The sequence below is a fragment of the Pseudomonas sp. NY15374 genome, from assembly GCF_048068255.1.
In the GTDB taxonomy this organism is placed as follows: Bacteria; Pseudomonadota; Gammaproteobacteria; order Pseudomonadales; family Pseudomonadaceae; genus Aquipseudomonas; species Aquipseudomonas machongensis.
Genome location: NZ_JBLUPZ010000011.1, coordinates 173,831 through 194,984, shown reverse-complemented (window position 1 = coordinate 194,984; position 21,154 = coordinate 173,831). Strand labels below are relative to the sequence as shown.

18 protein-coding genes and 4 tRNA genes are annotated in these 21,154 nt (G+C 63.3%); 1 reads left to right on the top strand and 21 read right to left on the bottom strand.

The features are described 5' to 3' along the window. Positions 1-9 precede the first annotated feature (9 nt). The 21 genes from ACNFHO_RS22045 to leuC all read right to left on the bottom strand — a co-directional run bounded on the left by ACNFHO_RS22045 (position 10) and on the right by leuC (position 20,119). Positions 10-879, bottom strand: a complete 870-nt coding sequence (locus ACNFHO_RS22045) for a DUF2242 domain-containing protein (RefSeq protein WP_112897766.1) — start codon at positions 877-879, stop codon at positions 10-12. A 257-nt stretch (positions 880-1,136) separates the two neighbouring features. Beyond that, positions 1,137-1,213: transfer RNA gene (locus tag ACNFHO_RS22040), tRNA-Asp, on the bottom strand. Between the two features lie 139 nt (positions 1,214-1,352). Next, positions 1,353-1,429, bottom strand: a tRNA-Asp gene (locus tag ACNFHO_RS22035). Positions 1,430-1,528: 99 nt separating this feature from the next. Beyond that, positions 1,529-1,605 (bottom strand) — tRNA-Asp (locus ACNFHO_RS22030). A gap of 79 nt (positions 1,606-1,684) precedes the next feature. Then, positions 1,685-1,760: transfer RNA gene (locus ACNFHO_RS22025), tRNA-Val, on the bottom strand. A gap of 168 nt (positions 1,761-1,928) precedes the next feature. After that, complete coding sequence (locus ACNFHO_RS22020) at positions 1,929-2,702, bottom strand: SDR family oxidoreductase (protein WP_063543879.1); 774 nt, start codon at positions 2,700-2,702, stop codon at positions 1,929-1,931. Continuing rightward, positions 2,699-3,910, bottom strand: coding sequence for an O-succinylhomoserine sulfhydrylase (locus ACNFHO_RS22015; RefSeq protein ID WP_063543877.1), 1,212 nt, complete (start codon positions 3,908-3,910; stop codon positions 2,699-2,701). Before ACNFHO_RS22015 ends, ACNFHO_RS22020 begins: the two co-directional genes overlap by 4 nt. Positions 3,911-3,935: 25 nt before the next feature. Beyond that, complete coding sequence (gene purF / locus ACNFHO_RS22010) at positions 3,936-5,441, bottom strand: amidophosphoribosyltransferase (protein WP_063543875.1); 1,506 nt, start codon at positions 5,439-5,441, stop codon at positions 3,936-3,938. A 42-nt stretch (positions 5,442-5,483) separates the two neighbouring features. Beyond that, on the bottom strand, positions 5,484-6,038 hold the full coding sequence (locus ACNFHO_RS22005; RefSeq protein ID WP_054893108.1) for a CvpA family protein: 555 nt from the start codon (positions 6,036-6,038) through the stop codon (positions 5,484-5,486). Positions 6,039-6,233: 195 nt separating this feature from the next. Then, entirely contained in the window at positions 6,234-6,917 is a 684-nt protein-coding gene (locus ACNFHO_RS22000) for an SPOR domain-containing protein (RefSeq protein WP_416767339.1), read from the bottom strand. Beyond that, positions 6,901-8,208 carry a bifunctional tetrahydrofolate synthase/dihydrofolate synthase gene (gene folC / locus ACNFHO_RS21995; RefSeq protein ID WP_416767338.1) on the bottom strand — a complete coding sequence of 436 codons (1,308 nt, stop codon included), beginning with the start codon at positions 8,206-8,208 and terminating at the stop codon, positions 6,901-6,903. The genes ACNFHO_RS22000 and folC overlap by 17 nt, the downstream gene beginning before the upstream one ends. Then, positions 8,208-9,101, bottom strand: a complete 894-nt coding sequence (gene accD / locus ACNFHO_RS21990) for an acetyl-CoA carboxylase, carboxyltransferase subunit beta (protein ID WP_054893105.1) — start codon at positions 9,099-9,101, stop codon at positions 8,208-8,210. The genes folC and accD overlap by 1 nt, the downstream gene beginning before the upstream one ends. Positions 9,102-9,353: 252 nt before the next feature. Continuing rightward, on the bottom strand, positions 9,354-9,974 hold the full coding sequence (locus ACNFHO_RS21985; RefSeq protein ID WP_063543869.1) for a phosphoribosylanthranilate isomerase: 621 nt from the start codon (positions 9,972-9,974) through the stop codon (positions 9,354-9,356). A 60-nt stretch (positions 9,975-10,034) separates the two neighbouring features. Further along, a complete protein-coding gene (gene truA, locus ACNFHO_RS21980; protein WP_416767337.1) occupies positions 10,035-10,889 on the bottom strand; it encodes a tRNA pseudouridine(38-40) synthase TruA in 855 nt (284 codons plus the stop codon). 95 nt (positions 10,890-10,984) lie between these two features. Then, complete coding sequence (locus ACNFHO_RS21975) at positions 10,985-13,639, bottom strand: FimV/HubP family polar landmark protein (RefSeq protein ID WP_416767336.1); 2,655 nt, start codon at positions 13,637-13,639, stop codon at positions 10,985-10,987. Between the two features lie 72 nt (positions 13,640-13,711). Further along, positions 13,712-14,716, bottom strand: a complete 1,005-nt coding sequence (locus ACNFHO_RS21970; protein ID WP_063543863.1) for an aspartate-semialdehyde dehydrogenase — start codon at positions 14,714-14,716, stop codon at positions 13,712-13,714. A gap of 108 nt (positions 14,717-14,824) precedes the next feature. Further along, positions 14,825-15,937, bottom strand: a complete 1,113-nt coding sequence (asd, locus tag ACNFHO_RS21965) for an aspartate-semialdehyde dehydrogenase (protein ID WP_054893100.1) — start codon at positions 15,935-15,937, stop codon at positions 14,825-14,827. 64 nt (positions 15,938-16,001) lie between these two features. Further along, complete coding sequence (leuB, locus tag ACNFHO_RS21960; RefSeq protein WP_054893099.1) at positions 16,002-17,084, bottom strand: 3-isopropylmalate dehydrogenase; 1,083 nt, start codon at positions 17,082-17,084, stop codon at positions 16,002-16,004. A 52-nt stretch (positions 17,085-17,136) separates the two neighbouring features. After that, positions 17,137-17,901, bottom strand: coding sequence for a class I SAM-dependent methyltransferase (locus ACNFHO_RS21955; protein WP_112897761.1), 765 nt, complete (start codon positions 17,899-17,901; stop codon positions 17,137-17,139). Positions 17,902-18,044: 143 nt separating this feature from the next. Further along, positions 18,045-18,689, bottom strand: a complete 645-nt coding sequence (leuD, locus tag ACNFHO_RS21950) for a 3-isopropylmalate dehydratase small subunit (RefSeq protein ID WP_054893097.1) — start codon at positions 18,687-18,689, stop codon at positions 18,045-18,047. Beyond that, positions 18,686-20,119, bottom strand: a complete 1,434-nt coding sequence (gene leuC / locus ACNFHO_RS21945) for a 3-isopropylmalate dehydratase large subunit (RefSeq protein WP_063543855.1) — start codon at positions 20,117-20,119, stop codon at positions 18,686-18,688. The genes leuD and leuC overlap by 4 nt, the downstream gene beginning before the upstream one ends. 131 nt (positions 20,120-20,250) lie before the next feature. On the opposite strand from leuC, the gene ACNFHO_RS21940 reads away from it, so the two are divergent. After that, on the top strand, positions 20,251-21,129 hold the full coding sequence (locus ACNFHO_RS21940; protein ID WP_416767335.1) for a LysR family transcriptional regulator: 879 nt from the start codon (positions 20,251-20,253) through the stop codon (positions 21,127-21,129). The last annotated feature ends 25 nt before the right edge of the window (positions 21,130-21,154 follow it).

The following is a 21,154-nucleotide window of genomic DNA, read 5'->3' as shown; positions in this document are numbered from 1 at the left end:
AGCATTTCCCTAGAGTGACGAAGGTACCGGCTCGCCGGTGGGTGCCGCTTGCTGCACCTGGATCGGCGCAGCTTCGACCGGCGGCGCGATAGGCTGGGAGCCCTGGCTATCGTCGACCACTGGCGCCGCGGGCGCCTCGCTGGCGGCCGGTGCTGCAGCGGTCGGCGATGGCGCGTGCTCCGAAGGAGTCACCGGCGCTGCCGGCTCGACCTGCGGCGCGCTGCCAGACACCGGTACCGCCGCTGGCTGTGCGGCCGGGGCCAATGCCGCAGGCTCGGGCAAGCCCAACTCCTGCGCCGGTTTTTCAGGCTTGGGCGCCTCCACCTGAGGGGCGGCCTTTTTCTGCTTCTTCGGCTTTGGCAGGTAGCTTTCGACCAGCGCGAAATAACGCTCGTAGAACTGCGGCGAAGTCACGGTTTCGCTGGCCACCTTGACCATGGAGTCGTCGGTGGAGCCGATCGGCATCGACACCGAGCCGAGGATGCCGACACCGAGGCTGGCCGAGGTGTTGGATTTTTTCAGGGTGTAGCGATCCTGCAGGGCGTTGGCAAAGATCGTCGAACGCTGATCGTCGCTGCTGTCGGGGGCGCAGGTGATGTTGAAGCTGATCTGCAGGTGGTTCTCGGCGTTCTGCTGGAAGCTCTTGTTGCCCGCCACCTGGCTCGCGTCACTGCTGGTGATGATATAGCCCTGGCTCAGCAATGCCCGGCGCGCGGCTTCGCACGACCCGGCATCGCTGACCTGGAAGCTGCGCGAGAACGTCCCCGAGTCGTCGAAGTTCTCGTGTTCGTAGATCGCTGCCTTTTTCGAGGAACAGCCGGAAACACCCGCCAGCACCAGGGCCAGCCCGAGCGCTACAGAGACGGTAGATCTGGACATTGTCAATTCCGGGAAGAACGAATGGTGCCTATTGTGCAACACATCGCTGGGTCGCTGAAACCGCTGGTCGGTGAAGAGTCTGTCAGCATCAGGTAAATGTTCGGAGTGACCCCGTCAGCTCCACGCCGATGTCTAACAGCACTGGTGATTGCTACCAAGGCCGGCACTAGCCATTCACCAGGCCACAGAAACAAAAAAAGCGACCCTAAGGTCGCTTTCTTTGTGCCTCGAGGGGTTCAGTGACCTCGAAGCGAATATGGCGCAGCGGACGGGACTCGAACCCGCGACCCCCGGCGTGACAGGCCGGTATTCTAACCGACTGAACTACCGCTGCGTGCCGCACAGGCCGAAGCCTGCTTGAAACTGGGATCTGCATGCCAGCGTATGACGCTGGTGTTGCAGGCACAAAAAAGGCGATTGGTTTATCGCCTTCAATGTCGCTTGGAGGAGTTCTAGGGCCTCGAAGCAGAAGATGGCGCAGCGGACGGGACTCGAACCCGCGACCCCCGGCGTGACAGGCCGGTATTCTAACCGACTGAACTACCGCTGCGTATCTTGCAGGCCGTAACCTGCTTGAAACTGGGATCTGGCAGAAAGGTCTTGCCTTCATGCCACAGACCGGTGAAGCTCACCAATCTGTTTAAGTAAGTGGCGCAGCGGACGGGACTCGAACCCGCGACCCCCGGCGTGACAGGCCGGTATTCTAACCGACTGAACTACCGCTGCGCATGTGGACTTGCGTCCTGTTCCTCTCTGGTAGGAAGCCTCTTTCGAAGCGTCCCGGGTCAGGAACAATCTCAGGAAGTGGTGGGTGATGACGGGATCGAACCGCCGACCCTCTGCTTGTAAGGCAGATGCTCTCCCGGCTGAGCTAATCACCCTCGCGATGTTGCTTGTTGCGTTTGCTTCGCTGAGGCCGCGAAATTTACGCAGGTACCGATGCTAAGTCAATAGCCCCGTTGAATTTTTTTTCAAAAACATGAAAAAGCGTCAGAACGAAAAAGGAGCCTTGTCGGCTCCTTTTGCTTTGCACAGCGGCAAGTGGCGCGTCAGCTGTAGATCATCTTGCGGCTCATGCCGCCATCGACCACAAATTCCTGGCCGGTGACGAATCCGGCCTGACGCGACAACAGCCAGGCCACCAGTGCCGCAACATCCTCCACCGTCCCTACCCTGCCCGTTGGATGCTGGGCATGGTCGGCTTCGGTGAGGGGTTCGGCGCGGCGCTGGGACGGATCGCGGGCGTCGATCCAACCAGGGCTGACGGCGTTGACCCGGATCTCCGGCCCCAGGCTCATGGCCAGGGCGTGGGTCAGTGCCAGCAGCCCGCCCTTGCTTGCGGCATAGGCCTCGGTGTCCGGCTCCGACTGACGTGCACGTGTGGAGGCCAGGTTGACGATCGCCCCGCCATGCGCGCGCAGGTAAGGCGCACAGTGCTTGGCCAACAGCATCGGGCCACTGAGGTTGACCGCCAATACACGATTCCATTGCGCAAGGCTCAAGCTCTCGAGCGTATGGTTGTGCGGGTTGGCGATGGCCGCGTTGCACACCAGCGCATCCAGACGTCCGAACTGGCCCAGCACCTGCGCCACACCAGCGCTGACCTGGGCCTCGTCGGAGACGTCCATGGCGATGAACCAGGCGTTGCTGCCCAGGGTCTTGGCAACCTTGGCACCGCGCTGGCGGTCCAGGTCACTCAACACCACCTGCCAACCTTCGCAGATCAGCCAGGCGGCGATGCCCAGGCCGATGCCGCGGGCGGCACCGGTTACCAAGGCCACCCGACCGTTATGGTCTGGCTCGCCACCTGTCCAGTCGATCACAGCGCTGCCAACCCACGCGCCAGGTCGGCCTGCAGATCGACGACGTCCTCAAGCCCTACCGCAACACGAATCAGGCTGTCACGGATGCCGGCCGCCTCGCGCTCCTGCGGGCTCAGACGACCGTGGGAGGTGGTCGCCGGATGGGCGATGGTGGTCTTGCTGTCACCCAGGTTCGTGGTGATCGAAATCACCCGAGTGGCGTCGATAAAGCGCCAGGCGCCCTCTTTGCCGCCCTTGACCTCAAAGCTGACCACCGCGCCGAAACCACTCATCTGGCGCTTGGCCAGTTCGTGCTGTGGGTGGCTTGGCAAGCCGGCGTAATGCACCTTTTCCACACCCTCCTGCTGTTCCAGCCATTCAGCCAAGGCCTGCGCGCTCTCGCAGTGCGCACGCATGCGCAGCTTGAGGGTCTCCAGGCCCTTGGTGAAAATCCAGGCGTTGAACGGGCTGAGGGTCGGCCCCGCGGTACGCAAGAAGCCCACCACTTCCTTCATCTGCTCGGCACGACCGGCAACCACGCCGCCCATGCTGCGGCCCTGGCCGTCGATGAACTTGGTCGCGGAGTGGAAGACGATATCGGCCCCCTGCTTGAGCGGTTGCTGCAGCGCCGGCGTGCTGAAGCAGTTGTCCACTACCAGCATCGCGCCACCGGCGTGGGCGATTTCGGCCAGTGCGCCGATATCCACCAACTCCGCCAGCGGGTTGGACGGCGACTCGACGATCAGCAGCTTGGTATTGGCCTTGATGGCGTTCTTCCAACCACCAAGATCGACCAGCGGCACATAGTCCACCTGCACACCGAAGCGCTTGAAATACTTCTCGAACAGGCTGATGGTCGAGCCGAACACGCTCTGCGACACCAGCACGTGGTCGCCAGCGCTGCACAGCGACATGACCACGGCGAGAATCGCCGCCATGCCGGTGGACGTCGCCACGGCCTGCTCTGCACCTTCCATGGCCGCCAGGCGCTCCTCGAAGGCACGCACGGTCGGATTGGTGTAGCGTGAGTAAACGTTGCCCGGCGTTTCACCGGCAAAACGCGCAGCCGCATCGGCGGCCGTGCGGAAGACATAGCTGGAGGTCAGGAACAGCGCTTCGCTGTGCTCGCCCTCGGGCGTACGGTGCTGACCGGCACGCACTGCCAGGGTGTCGAAACCGACACCCTCCAGGTCGCTGTCCAGCCGTCCGGCATCCCATTGATCCGTCATGCCGTTACTCCTAAAAAGCCCAAAGTCAGTTGTTGTACAGGTCGATGATCGCGCTGACAGCCTGGGTCTTGACCTTGGCCGCATCGTTGCGAGCCTGTTCGATACGGTCCAGGTAGGCATCGTCGATGTCGCCGGTAACGTATTCACCGTTGAACACCGCGCAATCGAAGTGCTCGATCTTGATCTTGCCGCCACCGACCGAGTCGATCAGGTCCGGCAGGTCCTGATAGATCAGCCAGTCGGCGCCGATCAACTCGGCCACCTGTTCAGTGGTACGGTTGTGGGCGATCAGTTCGTGAGCGCTCGGCATGTCGATGCCGTAGACGTTGGGGTAACGCACAGCCGGCGCCGCGGAGCAGAAGTAGACGTTCTTCGCGCCGGCCTCACGGGCCATCTGGATGATCTGCTTGCAGGTGGTGCCGCGTACGATCGAGTCATCCACCAGCATCACGTTCTTGCCGCGGAATTCCAGCTCGATGGCATTGAGCTTCTGGCGTACCGATTTCTTGCGCGCGGCCTGGCCGGGCATGATGAAGGTACGGCCGATGTAGCGGTTCTTGACGAAGCCTTCGCGGAACTTCACACCCAGGTGGTTGGCCAGCTCCAGGGCCGCGGTGCGGCTGGTGTCCGGGATCGGGATGACCACGTCGATGTCGTGCTCCGGGCGCTCGCGGCGAATCTTCTCGGCCAGCTTCTCGCCCATGCGCAGACGCGCCTTGTACACCGAGACACCGTCCATGATCGAGTCAGGACGAGCCAGGTAGACATGCTCGAAGATGCAGGGCTGCAGTTTCGGGTTGTTGGCACACTGCTTGGTGTACATCTGCCCTTCTTCGGTGATGTACACGGCCTCGCCTGGCGCCAGGTCACGGATCAGGGTGAAGCCGAGGACGTCCAGGGCAACGCTTTCGGAGGCGATCATGTACTCGACGCCTTCGTCGGTGTGGCGCTGGCCGAACACCACCGGACGAATGCCGTTGGGGTCACGGAAGCCGACGATGCCGTAGCCGGTGATCATCGCCACCACCGCATAGCCACCGACACAGCGGCTGTGCACATGGGAGACCGCCGCGAACACGTCCTCCTCGGTCGGCTGCAGCTTGCCGCGTACGGCCAGTTCATGGGCGAACACGTTGAGCAGCACTTCCGAGTCGGAATTGGTGTTGACGTGACGCAGGTCGGACTCGTAGATCTCCTTGGCCAACTGTTCGACGTTGGTCAGGTTGCCGTTGTGCGCCAGGGTGATGCCATACGGCGAGTTGACGTAGAACGGCTGAGCCTCGGCCGAGGTGGAGCTGCCCGCGGTCGGGTAGCGCACGTGGCCGATGCCCATGTGGCCGACCAGGCGCTGCATGTGGCGCTGCTGGAAGACGTCGCGCACCAGGCCATTATCCTTGCGCAGGAACAACCGGCCGTCATGGCTGGTCACGATACCGGCAGCGTCCTGGCCGCGGTGCTGGAGGACCGTTAGCGCGTCATACAGCGCCTGATTGACGTTCGACTTACCGACGATACCGACGATGCCACACATGCGACGCAACCCCTACTTTGACGAAACTTGAGTGAAAAGCGCTCAGGGCCGGGATGGACCGAGCAGCTGTTCCTTGAACGGAAGATCAACTGGAGAGCTGATCCCACTGGACATCCACTGACCGGCGAAACCGAGAATCAGATTCTTCGACCAGTCAGCGACCAATAGAAATTGTGGTATCAGGCGTGATTCCTGCCACCACGGATCCTGTTGCACCGGGCCCAGGCTGAGCAAGCCGACGGCCACCACCACCAGCAAGGCCCCGCGCGCGGCGCCGAACACCATGCCGAGGAAACGATCGGTGCCGGACAGCCCGGTCACGCGGATCAGCTCGCCGACGAGGAAGTTGATCATCGCCCCCACCAGCAGGGTGGCGACGAAAAGAATGGTACACCCGGCGATGATCCGTGCCGAGGGTGTCTGGATATAGCTCTCCAGGTACTGCGACAGCGACCCGCCGAACATCCAGGCGACCGCGCCGGCAATGATCCAGATGAGCAAGGACAAGGCTTCCTTGACGAAGCCGCGCTTGAGACTGATCAGTGAGGAAACGGCGACGACCGCAATGATCGCCCAATCAACCCAGGTAAATGCCACGGTGCTGCCTGCAGACGTTTGAGGCGGCGCATTTTAACAGAGCGGAGGGCTTGGGGTAAGCGGAATGTCAGGTCGTTGAAGGCCTGCAGCTTGACCTCCAGGACAACTTCGTAGCTCTCGCGAAGGCTGGAATCGAACGAAAAACGGCCCCGCCCGACCGGCGTCAATACGCTGATCTGGCAGGGCCGCCAGGAATTAGCCTCGTTCCGGCTGGAAACGAACCACGATACCCTTGAGATTCTGCTGGCGGTTGATCACATCACGCAGGCGCTCGGCTTCGGCACGCTCGATCAGTGGGCCGACGAATACCCGGTTCATGCCGTCAGCCGACCGGATGTAGGCGTTGTAGCCCTGGCTGCGCAGCGTCTTCTGCAGGTTATCGGCCCCAGCGCGATTGGACAGGCTGGCCAGCTGGATCGACCAGCTCACCGGCAGGCCGTTGGCGTCGATCTTCGACGCTGTCGCCGGCTTGCTTGCACTGGCAGTGGCAGCAGGTGCGGGAGTGGCAGGCGGCACCGGGCGCGCTTCAGCTTTAGCGGCAGGTGCCGGGGGTGGCGACTTGGCCACCGGCACCTGGGCGACCTGCGCAGGTGACGGCGTGATCGGCTGGGTTGGCGCGCTGACCGGTGCAGTAGACTCGTCGACCACCACCGGCGGTTGCTCCGAGGGATCAGGCAGCGCCTGAGGCTCCGGCACCTGCACAGGCTCCACCTTGACGTCGGGCAGGCTTGGCATGGCCGGCGCCTGTGGCGCCTCGACGCGCACCTGGCGCATCTCGTCCTCGCGGGTGAACAGCATCGGCAGGAAGATCACCGCCAGCGCCACCAGCACCAGCGCACCGACCATGCGCTGCTTCATCCCTTTATCCAGCACTGCCATCTACTCCATCCTCCGGGACCTGCCGCTCGAGCCATTCCAGGGCTTGGCCGACGCAGAAAAACGAACCGAACAGCAAGATCTGGTCATCCGCCGTTGCCTGTGCACACTGCCCTTCTAGGGCAGCGGCGACACTGGCATAAGACTTCACCGTAGCACCTTGGTTCGTCAAGGCAGTGGCCAGTTCGGCAGCCGCACGACTGCGCGGGGTATCCAGGGGGGCTACCGCCCAGTCGTCGACCAGGCCCTGCAGTGGCGCGATCACGCCCTCCAGGTCCTTGTCGGCGAGCAGGCCGAACACCGCCAACCGACGCCCCTTCAACGGACGCGCGGCCAGGCGGCGAGCCAGGTACTCGGCGGCATGCGGGTTGTGCCCGACATCCAGCAGCAGCTCCACCGTCTTGCCCTGCCAGGTCAACTGGCGACGGTCCAGGCGACCGGTAATGCGGGTATCGAGCAACGCCCGGCGAACCTGCTCGGCCTGCCACGGCAAGCCCATCAGCAGGTAGGCCTGCAGTGCCAGGGCAGCGTTTTCCATGGGCAGGTCGAGCAGCGGCAGGTCATGCAGCGCCACCGGCTGACCATCGGTCGAGGTGCCACGCCAGCTCCAGCGGCCTTCGGCGCTGTCCAGGTCGAACTCACGGCCACGCAGGAAAAGCGGCGCAGTGAGTTCTATTGCCTTGTCCAGCAGTGGCTGCGGTGGGTCCAGGTCGCCACATAGCGCCGGCTTGCCCGCACGGAAGATGCCAGCCTTCTCGAAGGCCACCCGTTCACGGGTATCACCCAGGTAATCGACATGGTCAACACCGATGCTGGTCACCAGCGCCATGTCGGCGTCTACCACGTTCACGGTGTCCAGACGGCCACCAAGGCCCACTTCGAGCACCACGGCATCGAGCTGCGACTGTTGGAACAGCCAGAAGGCCGCCAATGTACCCATCTCGAAGTAGGTAAGGGAAATCTCGCCCCGCGCCGCCTCGACGGCGGCGAAGGCTTCGCACAGACGCTCATCGCTGGCTTCGACGCCATCGATCAGCACCCGCTCGTTGTAACGCAACAGGTGCGGCGAGCTGTACACGCCGACCTTCAAGCCCTGGGCACGCAGCAACGAGGCGATGAACGCACAGGTCGAACCCTTGCCGTTGGTGCCGGTGACCGTCACCACCCTCGGCGCCAGCCGACCGAGCGCGAGGCGCGCCAGCACCTGCTGTGAACGCTCCAGGCCCATGTCGATGGCCGAAGGGTGCAACTGCTCGAGGTATGCGAGCCACTCGCCCAGAGTACGCTGGCTCATCACGCGACGACGGCCGCTTCTTTCGCCTGCTCGGGAGTCGGTTGGCCGGTCATCTGTGCCAGCAGGCGGGCCAGGCGTGGACGCAGCTCATGACGGGAGATGATCAGGTCGATGGCACCATGCTCCAGCAGGAACTCACTGCGCTGGAAGCCTTCCGGCAGTTTTTCGCGCACGGTCTGCTCGATCACACGCGGGCCGGCGAAGCCGATCAGCGCCTTCGGCTCACCGACGATGACATCACCCAGCATCGCAAGACTGGCGGACACACCACCATAGACCGGGTCGGTCAGTACCGAGATGAACGGGATGCCTTCTTCACGCAGGCGCGCCAGCACCGCCGAGGTCTTGGCCATCTGCATCAGCGAGATCAGCGCTTCCTGCATACGCGCACCGCCGGAGGCGGAGAAACAGATCATCGGGCAACGGTTTTCCAGGGCGTAGTTGGCTGCGCGCACGAAGCGCTCGCCGACGATGGCACCCATCGAACCACCCATGAAGGAGAACTCGAAGGCGCTGACCACGATCGGCATGCCCATGAGTGTGCCGCTGACCGAGACCAGCGCGTCCTTCTCGCCGGTCTGCTTCTGCGCGGCGGTCAGGCGATCCTTGTACTTCTTGCCATCACGGAACTTCAGGCGATCGACCGGTTCCAGGTCAGCGCCCAGCTCGGCGCGGCCTTCGACATCGAGGAAGATGTCGATACGCTCACGGGCGCCGATACGCATGTGATGGTTGCACTTGGGGCAGACGTCGAGTGTTTTTTCCAGCTCCGGACGATACAGCACGGCTTCGCAAGCCGGGCACTTGTGCCACAGGCCTTCCGGCACCGAGCTCTTCTTCACCTCGGAACGCATGATCGAAGGGATCAGTTTGTCTACCAACCAGTTGCTCATGCTCTATTCTCCCGTTTTGGCCGGTGGCGGGCTTGCTGTCGCCTGCCCTGCCCCGACCCTTGAGCTCAAATTCGTGTTCTAAACGACGATGGACCGGTCACAGGGACCACCCGCGCACCACTCCACCTTCAACCTGTACGCCGACGCCCCTGACGTCGCGTGTTCTGATGACCAGCCCCACGGGGCCAGCCGGGCAGCACCGGGCTGCGATAGCTATGGACGATGGCACGCCGCCAACCGTCACATCCGCCGTCACGCCGCGCGGACCGCGCGCATGAAGGCTTCGATCTTGCTGGCATCCTTGATGCCCTTGGCCTGCTCGACGCCGCCACTGACGTCCACCGCATAGGGGTTGACCTGGGCGATGGCCTGACCGACGTTGTCCGCCGACAACCCACCCGCGAGGATGATCGGCTTGCTCAAGCGCGCCGGCACCAGCGACCAATCGAAGGCTTCGCCAGTCCCCCCCGGCACACCAGCCACGTAGGTATCCAGGAGAATGCCACGGGCGCCGGAGTACTGCTGGCAGGCAGCCTCGAGATCATCCCCGGGGCGCACTCGCAGGGCCTTGATCCATGGGCGGTGATAGCCTTCGCAATCGGCGGGGGTTTCGTCGCCGTGGAACTGTAGCAGGTCCAGTGGAACCACCTCGAGGATCTCGTTCAGCTCACAGCGTGACGCGTTGACGAACAGCCCCACCGTGGTCACGAAGGGCGGCAACTGCTCGATGATCGCCCGCGCCTGGCGCACATCCACCGCGCGCGGGCTCTTGGCATAGAAGACGAAGCCAATCGCATCGGCACCGGCCTCGACGGCGGCCAGCGCGTCTTCGATGCGGGTAATCCCGCAGATCTTGGTGCGGACGTTGCTCATGGACGACGAACCTTGAGTGATCGGTGAAAGGCCGGATGTTAGCAAATGACGTTTCGCCCGTCAGTCTGCCAACGCCTCGTAGCCGGTAAGAAAGTGTGGGCCGATGTAACGCTGCGGCAGGGCGAACTCTTCCGGGTACTCCACCTGCACCAGGTACAGGCCATAAGGATGCGCCGTCACGCCCCCCTCCCGACGGTTGCGCCCCTCCAGCACCTCGCGGGCCCATTGCACAGGGCGCTCGCCGGCACCGATGGTCATCAGCACACCGGCGATATTGCGCACCATATGATGCAAGAAAGCCGTGGCGCGCACGTCGAGGACGATCATCCGACCATGGCGGGTAACGCGCAGGTGGTGGATATGCTTGATCGGCGACTTGGCCTGGCATTGGCTGGCCCGGAATGCGCTGAAGTCGTGGGTGCCGAGCAGGTATTCGGCGGCCTCGGCCATCGCCGCGACGTCCAGCGGGCGGTGAGTCCAGGTTACCTCTTCGGCCAGGTGCGCCGGACGGATCGGATCGTTGTAGATGACGTAGCGGTAACGCCGGGCAGTGGCCTTGAACCGCGCATGGAAGTGCGCCGGCATCGTCCGTGCCCAGGCCACGCTGATGTCATGGGGCAGGTTGAAGTTGGTGCCCAGGGTCCAGGCACGTTCGTCACGCACGGCGCGGGTATCGAAGTGCACCACCTGGCCGCAGCCGTGAACGCCAGCGTCGGTGCGCCCGGCGCACATCACACTGATCGGCGAGTCGGCGACCTTCGACAATGCCTGCTCCAGCGCCTGCTGGACACTGGGCACACCGCTGGCCTGGCGTTGCCAGCCGCGGTAGCGCGAACCTTTGTATTCCACGCCCAGGGCGATGCGCGAGTACCCTTCGGCCGCCGATTCGGCCGCGTCGATGTCGTTGATGTCCAAGAAAGCCAAACCTGTGGATGAAACGAAAAGGCGGCCATTATAACGACAACGGCAGCCCTCAGGGCTGCCGTTGTCCTATCCAGGCCAGCTACGCGTCAGACCAGACGCGACAGCATGTCCTGCGCCTCCTGGCGCTGGCCGTCATCGCCATCCTTGACCACCTCGTCGAGGATATCGCGGGCGCCCTGGTGATCACCCATGTCGATGTAGGCCCGAGCCAGGTCGAGTTTGGTCGCCACTTCGTCGGTGCCGGAGAAGAAGTCGAAATCCAGGTCATCCAGGGCTCCGGGCTCGAGCGCCGCATCCTCGGCAGTGAAGTGTGGCTCCAACGACGGCGATGCCAGGCTCTGCGACAACTTGTCGAGCTCGGCGTTGACGTCACTGAGTTCCGAGGCGAAGTGCTTGTCGGCTGGCGATTCGTCGTCCAGCGACAACGACAGGTCGAAGTCGTCCGGCAGCTCGAGTTCGGAAATCGGGTCGAATTCCGGAATCTCGTCGAATGCAGCCAGCTCGGCGGCGACATCCACGGGCGCCTCCGGCTCGGCAGCAGGCGGCGCGGCTACGGCCGGCTCACCGACATCCAGATCGAAGTCCGCCAGATCATCCAGGCTTTGTGGCTCGGATTGCGCCTGAGCCTGGGCCAGCAATGCCTCGAAATCGTCGTCGGCATCGCTCTCGACGACCGGCTCGGCCTGCACCGCCGGCTCAACCACGACCTCGGGCGTTTGCGTCGTATCAGGTGCATCCAGCACCGGGGCATCGAGCGAGTCGTCAAGCGCGAGGTCATCGTCCAGACTCAGGTCGAACGCACTGTCCAGATCGTCCGTGGCGGTGACGGGCACCTCATCGAGATCTGGCACGCTGTCCAGCACAGGCTCTGACTGGGGCGCCGCGGCCACCGCTTCGTCGACAACCGGCTCGGGCTCTGCGACAGGTGCCGCCTCGTGTTCCTGGAGCAGCTCCTGCACATACTGCTCGTCCATCTCCGCAGCCAGCGCAGCCGCGCCGAGCCCTGCCGCCGCAACCCCTAGCATGGCCGGATAACGTTGCTTGAGCCCCTCGACTTCGCCCTGGTTCTCAGGTGTACCGGGCAACTGGCGCTCCTGGCCGACGAACGCGTCCTGATCGCCTTGGCGAGCGTAGACTTCCATCAATTTCAGACGCAGGTCGCTGCGCTGGGGCTCGGCAGCCACCACCGGCTCCAGCAGAGTAGCTGCGTGATTCAAGCGCCCCTTGGCGACGCTCTCGTCGACCTCGGCCAATAGCGCCGCGTGCGGATCGGCATCAGCCGGCGCACTGGCAACGACTGGCTTTTCCGCCGCCGCCGCGGCTGCAGCGGAGGCCGCCACCACGGCAGGCGACAAGGTCACGCTCGGCGCCGAGACGTCCAATCCATCGAAGCTGCTGGGCGGCAGGTCCAGATCCGGACCGCGCTCACCTTCCTCGGCCAAGGCTCGAGCCATGCGCAGGTGTTTCTCAGCCTCCTGCTGGGCCTTGCGCTTGCGCGCCAGAAGCAGCAACAGCAGCAGCAACACGAGGAAGGCCGAGCCCGCCAACAGCGCCAGCAACAGCGGATTGCCCAGCAGTTCGTCGAGTGCACTCGGCTGCTCCGGCGCTGCCGCTGCTTGCGGCGCAGTATCCGCTGCGGCTGGCGGCGGCGTAACCGCAGGTTCGGCAGGGGCCAACTGGGCGTTGACCACCGGCTCGACCGGCGGCGTCGCGGCTACAGGTGCTGCAGGCTCGGCGGCCCCTTGCGCCTCGAGACGCGCCAACTGGTCGTTCTTCAATTCGATCAGACGCTGCAGCTTGTCCAGCTGGCTCTGCAGGTCGGTCATCCGGCTCTTGAGTTCTTCGTTGTCGCGGCGGCTGGTATCCAGGCTTTCCTGGGCCACGGCCAGCTTGTCGTTCAGCGCCTTGGCGCTGTCGGCCCCCGTCTGCGTGCCGGGCGCAACCAGCCGCAGGTTATCGCCCTGGGCGATACGTGCAGGCGCGGCTTCGGCAGCACCCCGACGGGTGGCGTCCAACTGTCGCGCACGCGGCCCCAGACGCCGACCTTCGCGCCAGGCGGCGTACTGCTCGGAAACCTCGCGGATCGCCTCCCCCTGGGCAATGCTGCGGATCTGCTGCTCGTCTGGAAGGCGCAGGACCTGACCGGTCTTGAGCTGGTTGATGTTATTGCCGATGAAGGCATCGGGGTTCAGGGCCTGGATCGCCAGCATGGTCTGCTGGATCGAACCGCCGTGGGTGTTGCGTGCGGCGATCTGCCAGAGCGTGTCGCGCTGGCGCGTCGTGTAGCTGGCGGCGCTCACTGCCGGGCTGATGGCGCCTTGGGCAGTCTTGGCGCTGGCCTGCTGCGGCTGGTCGAGCGCCACGTTGTAGTCACGCAACAGCCGCCCTTGGGGCCACATCACCTGAACCAGGAACTTGACCACCGGCTCCGGCAGCGGCTTGCTGGATGTCACGCGCAACACGCTGCGACCGTTGGGATTGATCACCGGCGTGAACGTCAGGTCTTCCAGATAAGCGGGCAGCGTCACCCCTGCCTTGGCGAACTCCTCGGGAGGAGCCAGGCTCGGCGCCACTTCAGCGGCGGTGAGGTCGCGCACATCGAGCAACTCGATCTCGGCATCCAGCGGCTGGTTCTGCGCCGACTTGAGGGTCAACTCCCCCAGGCCAAGGGCATTGGCCATGCCGGACGACAGCGCCGAGGCGGCCGCGATGGCCAGAACCAGTTTGCGAATTCGAAGCATGACCTCTTCCCTTGTATGAATCGTCCTAAAAACCTGCCAGTGGTGTAGGACAAAATTGCTGGCCAGTATCTTTTACGCCATTTTTTTTATCAACAATTGCGCCAATTGTACGGCGTTGAGCGCCGCACCCTTGCGCACGTTGTCGGTGGTCAGCCACAAGTTGAGCTGCTGATCCTCGTCGACGCCATGGCGTACACGACCAACATAGACCACGTCTTGCCCCACTGCGTCACCGACGGGTGTCGGATAATCGTCATTTTCCACACGCTCTACGCTGGCAGCGGCGTCCAGCGCCTGGTTGACCGATTGCAGATCGACCGACTGGCGACTCTGCACCGTCACACTGAAGCTATCGCCGAAAAACACCGGGACTTGAACGCAGCTCACGGAAATCTTCAGCTCAGGCAACCCCAGCAGCACGCGCAGCTCGCTGACCAGGCGACGCTCCAGGGCTGCATGCCCCTGCTCATCGGTGGTCCCCACCTGCGCCAACAGGTTGAACGCCACCTGGCGATCAAAGAAACGCGGCTCCAACGGGCGGGCGTTGAGCAACTCGGCCGTCTGCCGCGCCAACTCGTTCACCGCTTCGCGCCCCTGGGACGAAACGGCCAGGCAGGCCATTACCTGGACCCGCTCGATATCCAGCAACCCCTTGAGCGGCGCCAGCGCAACGGCCAGCGCGACAGCGGCGCTGCTTGGGCTGGCCAGCAAGGCTGGCAATGCAAGGCTGTCGACGACCTCGCCATTGGCCTCCGGCACCAGCGCCAGCGCGTCATCCAGCCCGCCCGACAGATCGATCACCGAGCAGCCGGCCTCGCGCGCCTTCTGCGCAAAGCTGCGGCTGACTGCAGCACCGGCGGCGAAGAACGCCAGCTTGGCCTGGGCGAAGTCGAAGCTGTCCACCTCACGCACTCGCACCTTCTTGCCAGCAAACATCACACTGCTGCCGGCAGATTCCATACTGGCCAGCAGGTGCAGGGTCGCGACCGGGAACTCCAGCTCCTCGAGAATCTGCACGAGGGTCTCACCGACACTTCCGGTGGCGCCGACGACGGCGATATCTAGGGGTTGGCTCATGGTTTGGCTCCTTCTGCGGGTACGGCGGGAGCGGCACTTTACTTGATTGCCGCACAAACAAAAAACCCGCGCTGTCTCCAGCGCGGGTTTTCGATCAACTTGAGGCGATCAACGCTCCAGCAGAATCCGCAACATGCGGCGCAGCGGCTCGGCAGCGCCCCACAGCAACTGGTCGCCGACCGTGAAGGCGCCCAGGTATTGGGACCCCATGTTCAGCTTGCGCAGACGACCGACCGGAATGTTCAGGGTACCGGTCACGTTGGTAGGACTCAGTTCCTGCATGCTGATCTCACGCTGATTCGGCACCAGCTTCACCCATGGGTTGTGCTGGCTGATCATGCCTTCGATATCGGCGATCGGCACATCCTTGTTCAGCTTGATGGTAAGCGCCTGGCTGTGGCAGCGCATGGCGCCGATACGTACGCAGATGCCATCGACCGGGATCGGGCTCTTGAAGCGGCCGAGGATCTTGTTGGTCTCGGCCTGAGCCTTCCACTCTTCGCGGCTCTGCCCGTTCGGCAGTTCCTTGTCGATCCACGGGATCAGGCTGCCAGCCAGCGGCACGCCGAAGTTTTCAGTCGGGTAGGCTTCGCTGCGCATGGCTTCGGCAACCTTGCGGTCGATGTCGAGGATCGCGCTGGCCGGGTTGGCCAGATCGTCGGCCACCGCAGCATGGGTTGCCCCCATCTGCTTGATCAGCTCGCGCATGTTCTGCGCACCGGCACCGGAGGCCGCCTGGTAAGTCATGGCGCTCATCCACTCGACCAGGCCAGCTTCGAACAGCCCGCCCAGGCCCATCAGCATCAGGCTGACGGTGCAGTTGCCGCCGATGTAGTTCTTGGTGCCGGCGTCCAGCTGCTGGTCGATGACCTTGCGGTTGACCGGGTCGAGGATGATGACTGCATCATCCTGCATACGCAGGGACGAGGCAGCGTCGATCCAGTAACCCTGCCAGCCGGCTTCACGCAGCTTGGGGAAGACCTCGTTGGTGTAGTCGCCGCCCTGGCAGGTCAGGATCACGTCGAGGGTCTTGAGCTCTTCGATCGAATAAGCGTCCTTGAGCGGAGCAATATCCTTGCCCACGTTCGGGCCTTGGCCACCCACGTTGGAGGTGGTGAAGAACACCGGCTCGATAAGGTCGAAGTCCTGCTCCTCCAGCATCCGCTGCATGAGCACGGAACCGACCATACCGCGCCAACCGATCAGACCTACACGTTTCATCGCAACTACACCTTTGCTAAAAAGTGGGCCGCCATCGAAGGGAAACGATGGCGGGCCAGAGAGATTACAGATTCCGCAGCGCTGCGACTACTGCGTCGCCCATTTCCTGCGTACCGACCTTGGTGCAACCGGCCGACCAGATGTCACCGGTGCGCAGACCCTGATCCAGCACCAGGCTCACAGCCTGCTCGATCGCCTCGGCAGCGGCCTGCTGGTTGAAGCTGTAACGCAGCATCATCGATACGGAGAGGATGGTCGCCAGCGGGTTGGCGATACCTTGGCCTGCGATGTCGGGCGCCGAACCGTGGCAAGGCTCGTACATGCCCTTATTGTCGGCATCCAGCGAAGCAGAAGGCAGCATGCCGATGGAACCGGTCAGCATGGAAGCCTCATCCGACAGAATGTCACCGAACATGTTGTCGGTCACCACGACGTCGAACTGCTTGGGTGCGCGCACCAGTTGCATCGCGGCGTTGTCGACGTACATGTGGCTCAGCTCGACGTCCGGGTAGTCCTTGGCGACGTCTTCGACCACTTCGCGCCACAGCTGGCTGGAAGCCAGGACGTTGGCCTTGTCCACCGAGCACAGTTTCTTGCCGCGCACGCGGGCCATGTCGAAGCCCACGCGGGCGATACGGCGCACTTCACTCTCGCTGTAGGGCAGCGTGTCATAGGCTTGGCGCTCGCCACCTTCGAGCTCGCGCTGGCCACGCGGAGCACCAAAGTAGATGCCGCCGGTCAGCTCGCGGACGATGAGGATGTCCAGCCCGGAGACGATCTCGGGCTTGAGCGACGAAGCGTCAGCCAGTTGCGGATAGAGGATCGCCGGACGCAGGTTGGCAAACAGGCCCAGTTGCGCACGAATCTTCAGCAGACCGCGTTCAGGACGGATATCACGCTCGATCTTGTCCCACTTCGGCCCGCCGACGGCGCCGAGCAGGACGGCATCGGCCTTGCGCGCGCGCTCCAGGGTTTCGTCAGCCAGCGGTACGCCGTGCTTGTCGATGGCCGCACCACCGATCACGTCGTGCTCCAGGGTGAAGTCCAGGCCGAACTTGTCGTTGGCCAGCTCCAGCACCTTGACCGCCTCGGCCATGATTTCCGGACCGATGCCATCACCTGGGAGAATCAGAATCTGCTTGCTCATGCTTTCCTCTATTCATTCAAACAGCGCGGCTCGGTCAGCCACGCCGGAAACTCTATCGCTCGGCCCACAGCACCAGGACATCCGTGCTGAAGGAGCCATCAGCTTCGATCTGGTAATACTGCCGCACTTCCTCGCCCATCGCCTGCTGCAACTGGCGAATGGCCACACGCATCGGTTCGGGAGTACGCATGCGCTCCACCCAGGATGCGAACTCCAGGCGCAGGCGCTGGCGGCTATGGCTGCGCGTGAACAGCCCTGCCTCGCTGACCTGACGCTGCCACTGGGCGGCAGAATAATCGCGTACATGGCTGGTGTCGCGCAGCACTTCGACACTTTGCAGGTAGGTGTCGAGCAACGGGCTGCCCGGCGACATGACATCGACGAACGCCGCCACGCCACCCGGCTTGAGCACCCGACGCACTTCACGCAGTGCCAGGCCCAGGTCGCTCCAGTGGTGTGCCGAGTAACGGCTGAAGACGAATTCGAACGACGCGTCGGCGAACGGCAGACGCTCGGCGGCACCGCGCTCGGTGACGATATTGGCCAGCCCACGCTCGCTGGCGGCCTTGGCAACCACGTCAAGCATCGACTGGGAAAGATCGTATGCCACGACTTGGGCCACCAGTGGCGCCACGTGAAAACTGACATGACCGGCGCCACAGCCCAGGTCCAGCACGCGAGCAGCGCCCTGCCCTTGCAGCTCGGCCTGCAGCAGGGCGAACTCGCTGCCCTGGGCATGCACGGTGCTGCTGAGGTAGGCGCTGGCCTGCTCGCCGAACTGGCGCTGGACTACTTCGGTGTGGCTGGTACCCGTCATGATTCAATCCTTTTGGTTTTATTGCCTGTACCGGCCTCTTCGCGGGCAAGCCCGCTCCCACTGGTACAGCATTGCCTCAGGCCTTGCGATATCTGTAGGAGCGGGCTCGCCCGCGAAGAGGCCGGTACTGTCACCTACCTGCTTCAGGCATCCCGGAACAGCCAGGGCTGCGCGGCGCGATGCTTGCCTTCGAAGGCCTTGATCGCGTCGCTGTCCTGCAAGGTCAGACCGATGTCGTCCAGGCCGTTGAGCAGGCAATGCTTGCGGAACGCATCGATCTCGAAGTGCAGCACCTTGCCGTCTGGACGGGTAACAGCCTGCGCCTGCAAGTCGATGGTCAGCTGGTAGCCCGGGTTGGCTTCGACCTGCTTGAACAACTCATCCACTTCCTCATCGCTGAGGATGATGGGCAGCAGGCCGTTCTTGAAGCTGTTATTGAAGAAGATGTCGGCAAAGCTCGGCGCAATGATGCTGCGGAAACCGTACTCGTCCAACGCCCAAGGGGCATGCTCGCGGCTGGAGCCACAACCGAAGTTTTCCCGCGCCAGCAACACGCTGGCACCCTGGTAGCGTTCGTGGTTGAGCACGAACTCCTGGTTCACCGGGCGCTTGCTGTTGTCCTGGTAGGGCTGGCCCACGTCCAGGTAGCGCCACTCGTCGAACAGGTTGGGGCCGAAGCCGGTACGCTTGATCGACTTGAGAAACTGCTTGGGGATGATCTGGTCGGTGTCGACGTTGGCACGATCCAACGGCGCGACAAGGCCGGTGTGCTGGGTAAAGGCTTTCATGCTGCGCTCCCTTGGATCAACTCGCGGACATCGATGAAGTGGCCGGTTACCGCAGCGGCGGCGGCCATGGCCGGGCTGACCAGGTGGGTACGACCACCGGCGCCCTGACGGCCTTCGAAGTTGCGGTTGGACGTCGAGGCGCAATGCTCGCCGCTTTCCAGGCGGTCCGGGTTCATCGCCAGGCACATGGAGCAGCCTGGTTCACGCCATTCGAAGCCCGCCGCGAGGAAGATCTTGTCCAGGCCTTCACGCTCGGCCTGGGCCTTGACCAAGCCCGAACCCGGCACGACGATGGCTTGCTTGACGGTAGCGGCAACCTTGCGGCCCTTGGCGATGTCCGCCGCAGCGCGCAGGTCTTCGATCCGCGAGTTGGTGCAGGAGCCGATGAACACGCGGTCCAGCTGGATATCAGTGATCGCCTGATTGGCGGTGAGCCCCATGTACTTGAGTGCGCGCTCGATCGAACCACGCTTGATCAGATCGGCCTCGGCGGCCGGATCCGGCACGCGCTGGTCGACGGCGAGTACCATTTCCGGGGAAGTGCCCCAGCTGACCTGCGGCTTGATCTGAGCGGCGTCGAGTTCGACCACGGTGTCGAACACGGCATCGTCGTCGGAAACCAGGTCTTTCCAGGCTTCGACGGCACGCGTCCAGTCCTCGCCCTTCGGCGCATACGGACGGCCTTCGACATAGGCAACGGTAGTCGCATCGGTAGCCACCAGGCCGACACGGGCACCGGCTTCGATGGACATGTTGCAGATGGTCATGCGGCCTTCCATCGACAGCTCGCGAATAGCGCTGCCGGCGAACTCCATGGCGTGGCCGTTGCCACCGGCAGTGCCGATCTTGCCGATCACGGCAAGCACGATATCCTTCGCGGTGACGCCGACAGGCAACTGGCCTTCGACGCGGACCAGCATGTTCTTCATCTTCTTGGCGACCAGGCACTGGGTGGCGAGCACGTGCTCGACCTCGGAGGTGCCGATGCCATGGGCCAAGGCCCCAAAGGCGCCGTGGGTCGAGGTGTGCGAGTCACCGCAGACCACGGTCATGCCCGGCAAGGTGGCGCCCTGCTCCGGGCTGATGACGTGGACGATGCCCTGGCGCTCGTCGTTCATCTTGAATTCGACGATGCCGTATTCGTCACAGTTCTCGTCCAGGGTCTGCACCTGCAGGCGCGACACCTGGTCGACGATGGCCTCGATACCCCCCTTGCGCTCTGGCGTGGTCGGCACGTTGTGGTCGGGCGTGGCGATGTTGGCGTCGATGCGCCAGGGCTTGCGATTGGCCAGGCGCAGGCCTTCGAAAGCTTGCGGCGAAGTCACTTCATGGATGATGTGACGATCGATATAGATCAAGGACGAGCCATCGTCGCGCCGCTTGACTTCGTGCGCATCCCAGAGTTTGTCGTAGAGCGTTTTGCCAGCCATCAGACTGTTCCTCATCAGCGTCTTTCTATGCCAATAACCCCTTGGCTTGTACGGACGATGCTATGGGGTTAGATTGAATAACTCAAATTCATAATTTTTATGCTTTGGATAACCAATAGGAATTCGAGCGCATGGACCTCGCCAACCTCAGCGCTTTTATCGCCATCGCCGAAACCGGAAGTTTTTCCGGCGCCGGTGAACGCCTGCACCTGACCCAACCCGCCGTCAGCAAACGCATCGCCGGCCTGGAGCAGCAACTGGATGTACGCCTGTTCGATCGCCTGGGCCGTGAGGTCACCTTGACCGAAGCCGGCCGAGCCCTGCTGCCTCGCGCCTATCAGATCCTCAATGTACTGGATGATACGCGCCGCGCCCTGACCAATTTGACAGGAGAAGTTACCGGGCGCCTGACCCTGGCCACCAGCCATCATATCGGCCTGCACCGCCTGCCCCCGCTGCTAAGGGCTTTCACCCGACAGCACCCTTCCGTGGCACTGGATATTCAGTTTCTAGATTCAGAAATGGCCTACGACGAAGTTCTCCATGGCCGCGCTGAAATCGCAGTGATCACCCTGGCCCCCGAGCCCCATCACCTGGTCCGGGCCGTTCCAGTGTGGGACGACGCCCTGGATTTCGTAGCGGCCCCGGAGCACGCCTTGGCCCTTGATAGCGATGTCAGCCTGGCCGATATCGCCCGCCACCCCGCCGTGTTCCCCGGCGGCAACACCTTTACCCACCACATCGTGCAGCGCTTGTTCGAGAGTCAGGGCCTGACGCCGAACATCGCCATGAGCACCAACTACCTGGAGACCATCAAGATGATGGTTTCAATCGGCCTCGCGTGGAGCGTGCTGCCACGTACTATGCTCGATGAACAGGTTGCACCCATCGCCTTGCCCGGCATACAGCTGTCGCGCCAGCTAGGCTACATTTTGCATACGGAACGAACGCTGTCGAATGCGGCAAAGGCGTTCATGGCATTGCTCGACAGCCACTCGGGGTCCGCCTGACCGTCCATCAGCCAGGCATTTCACT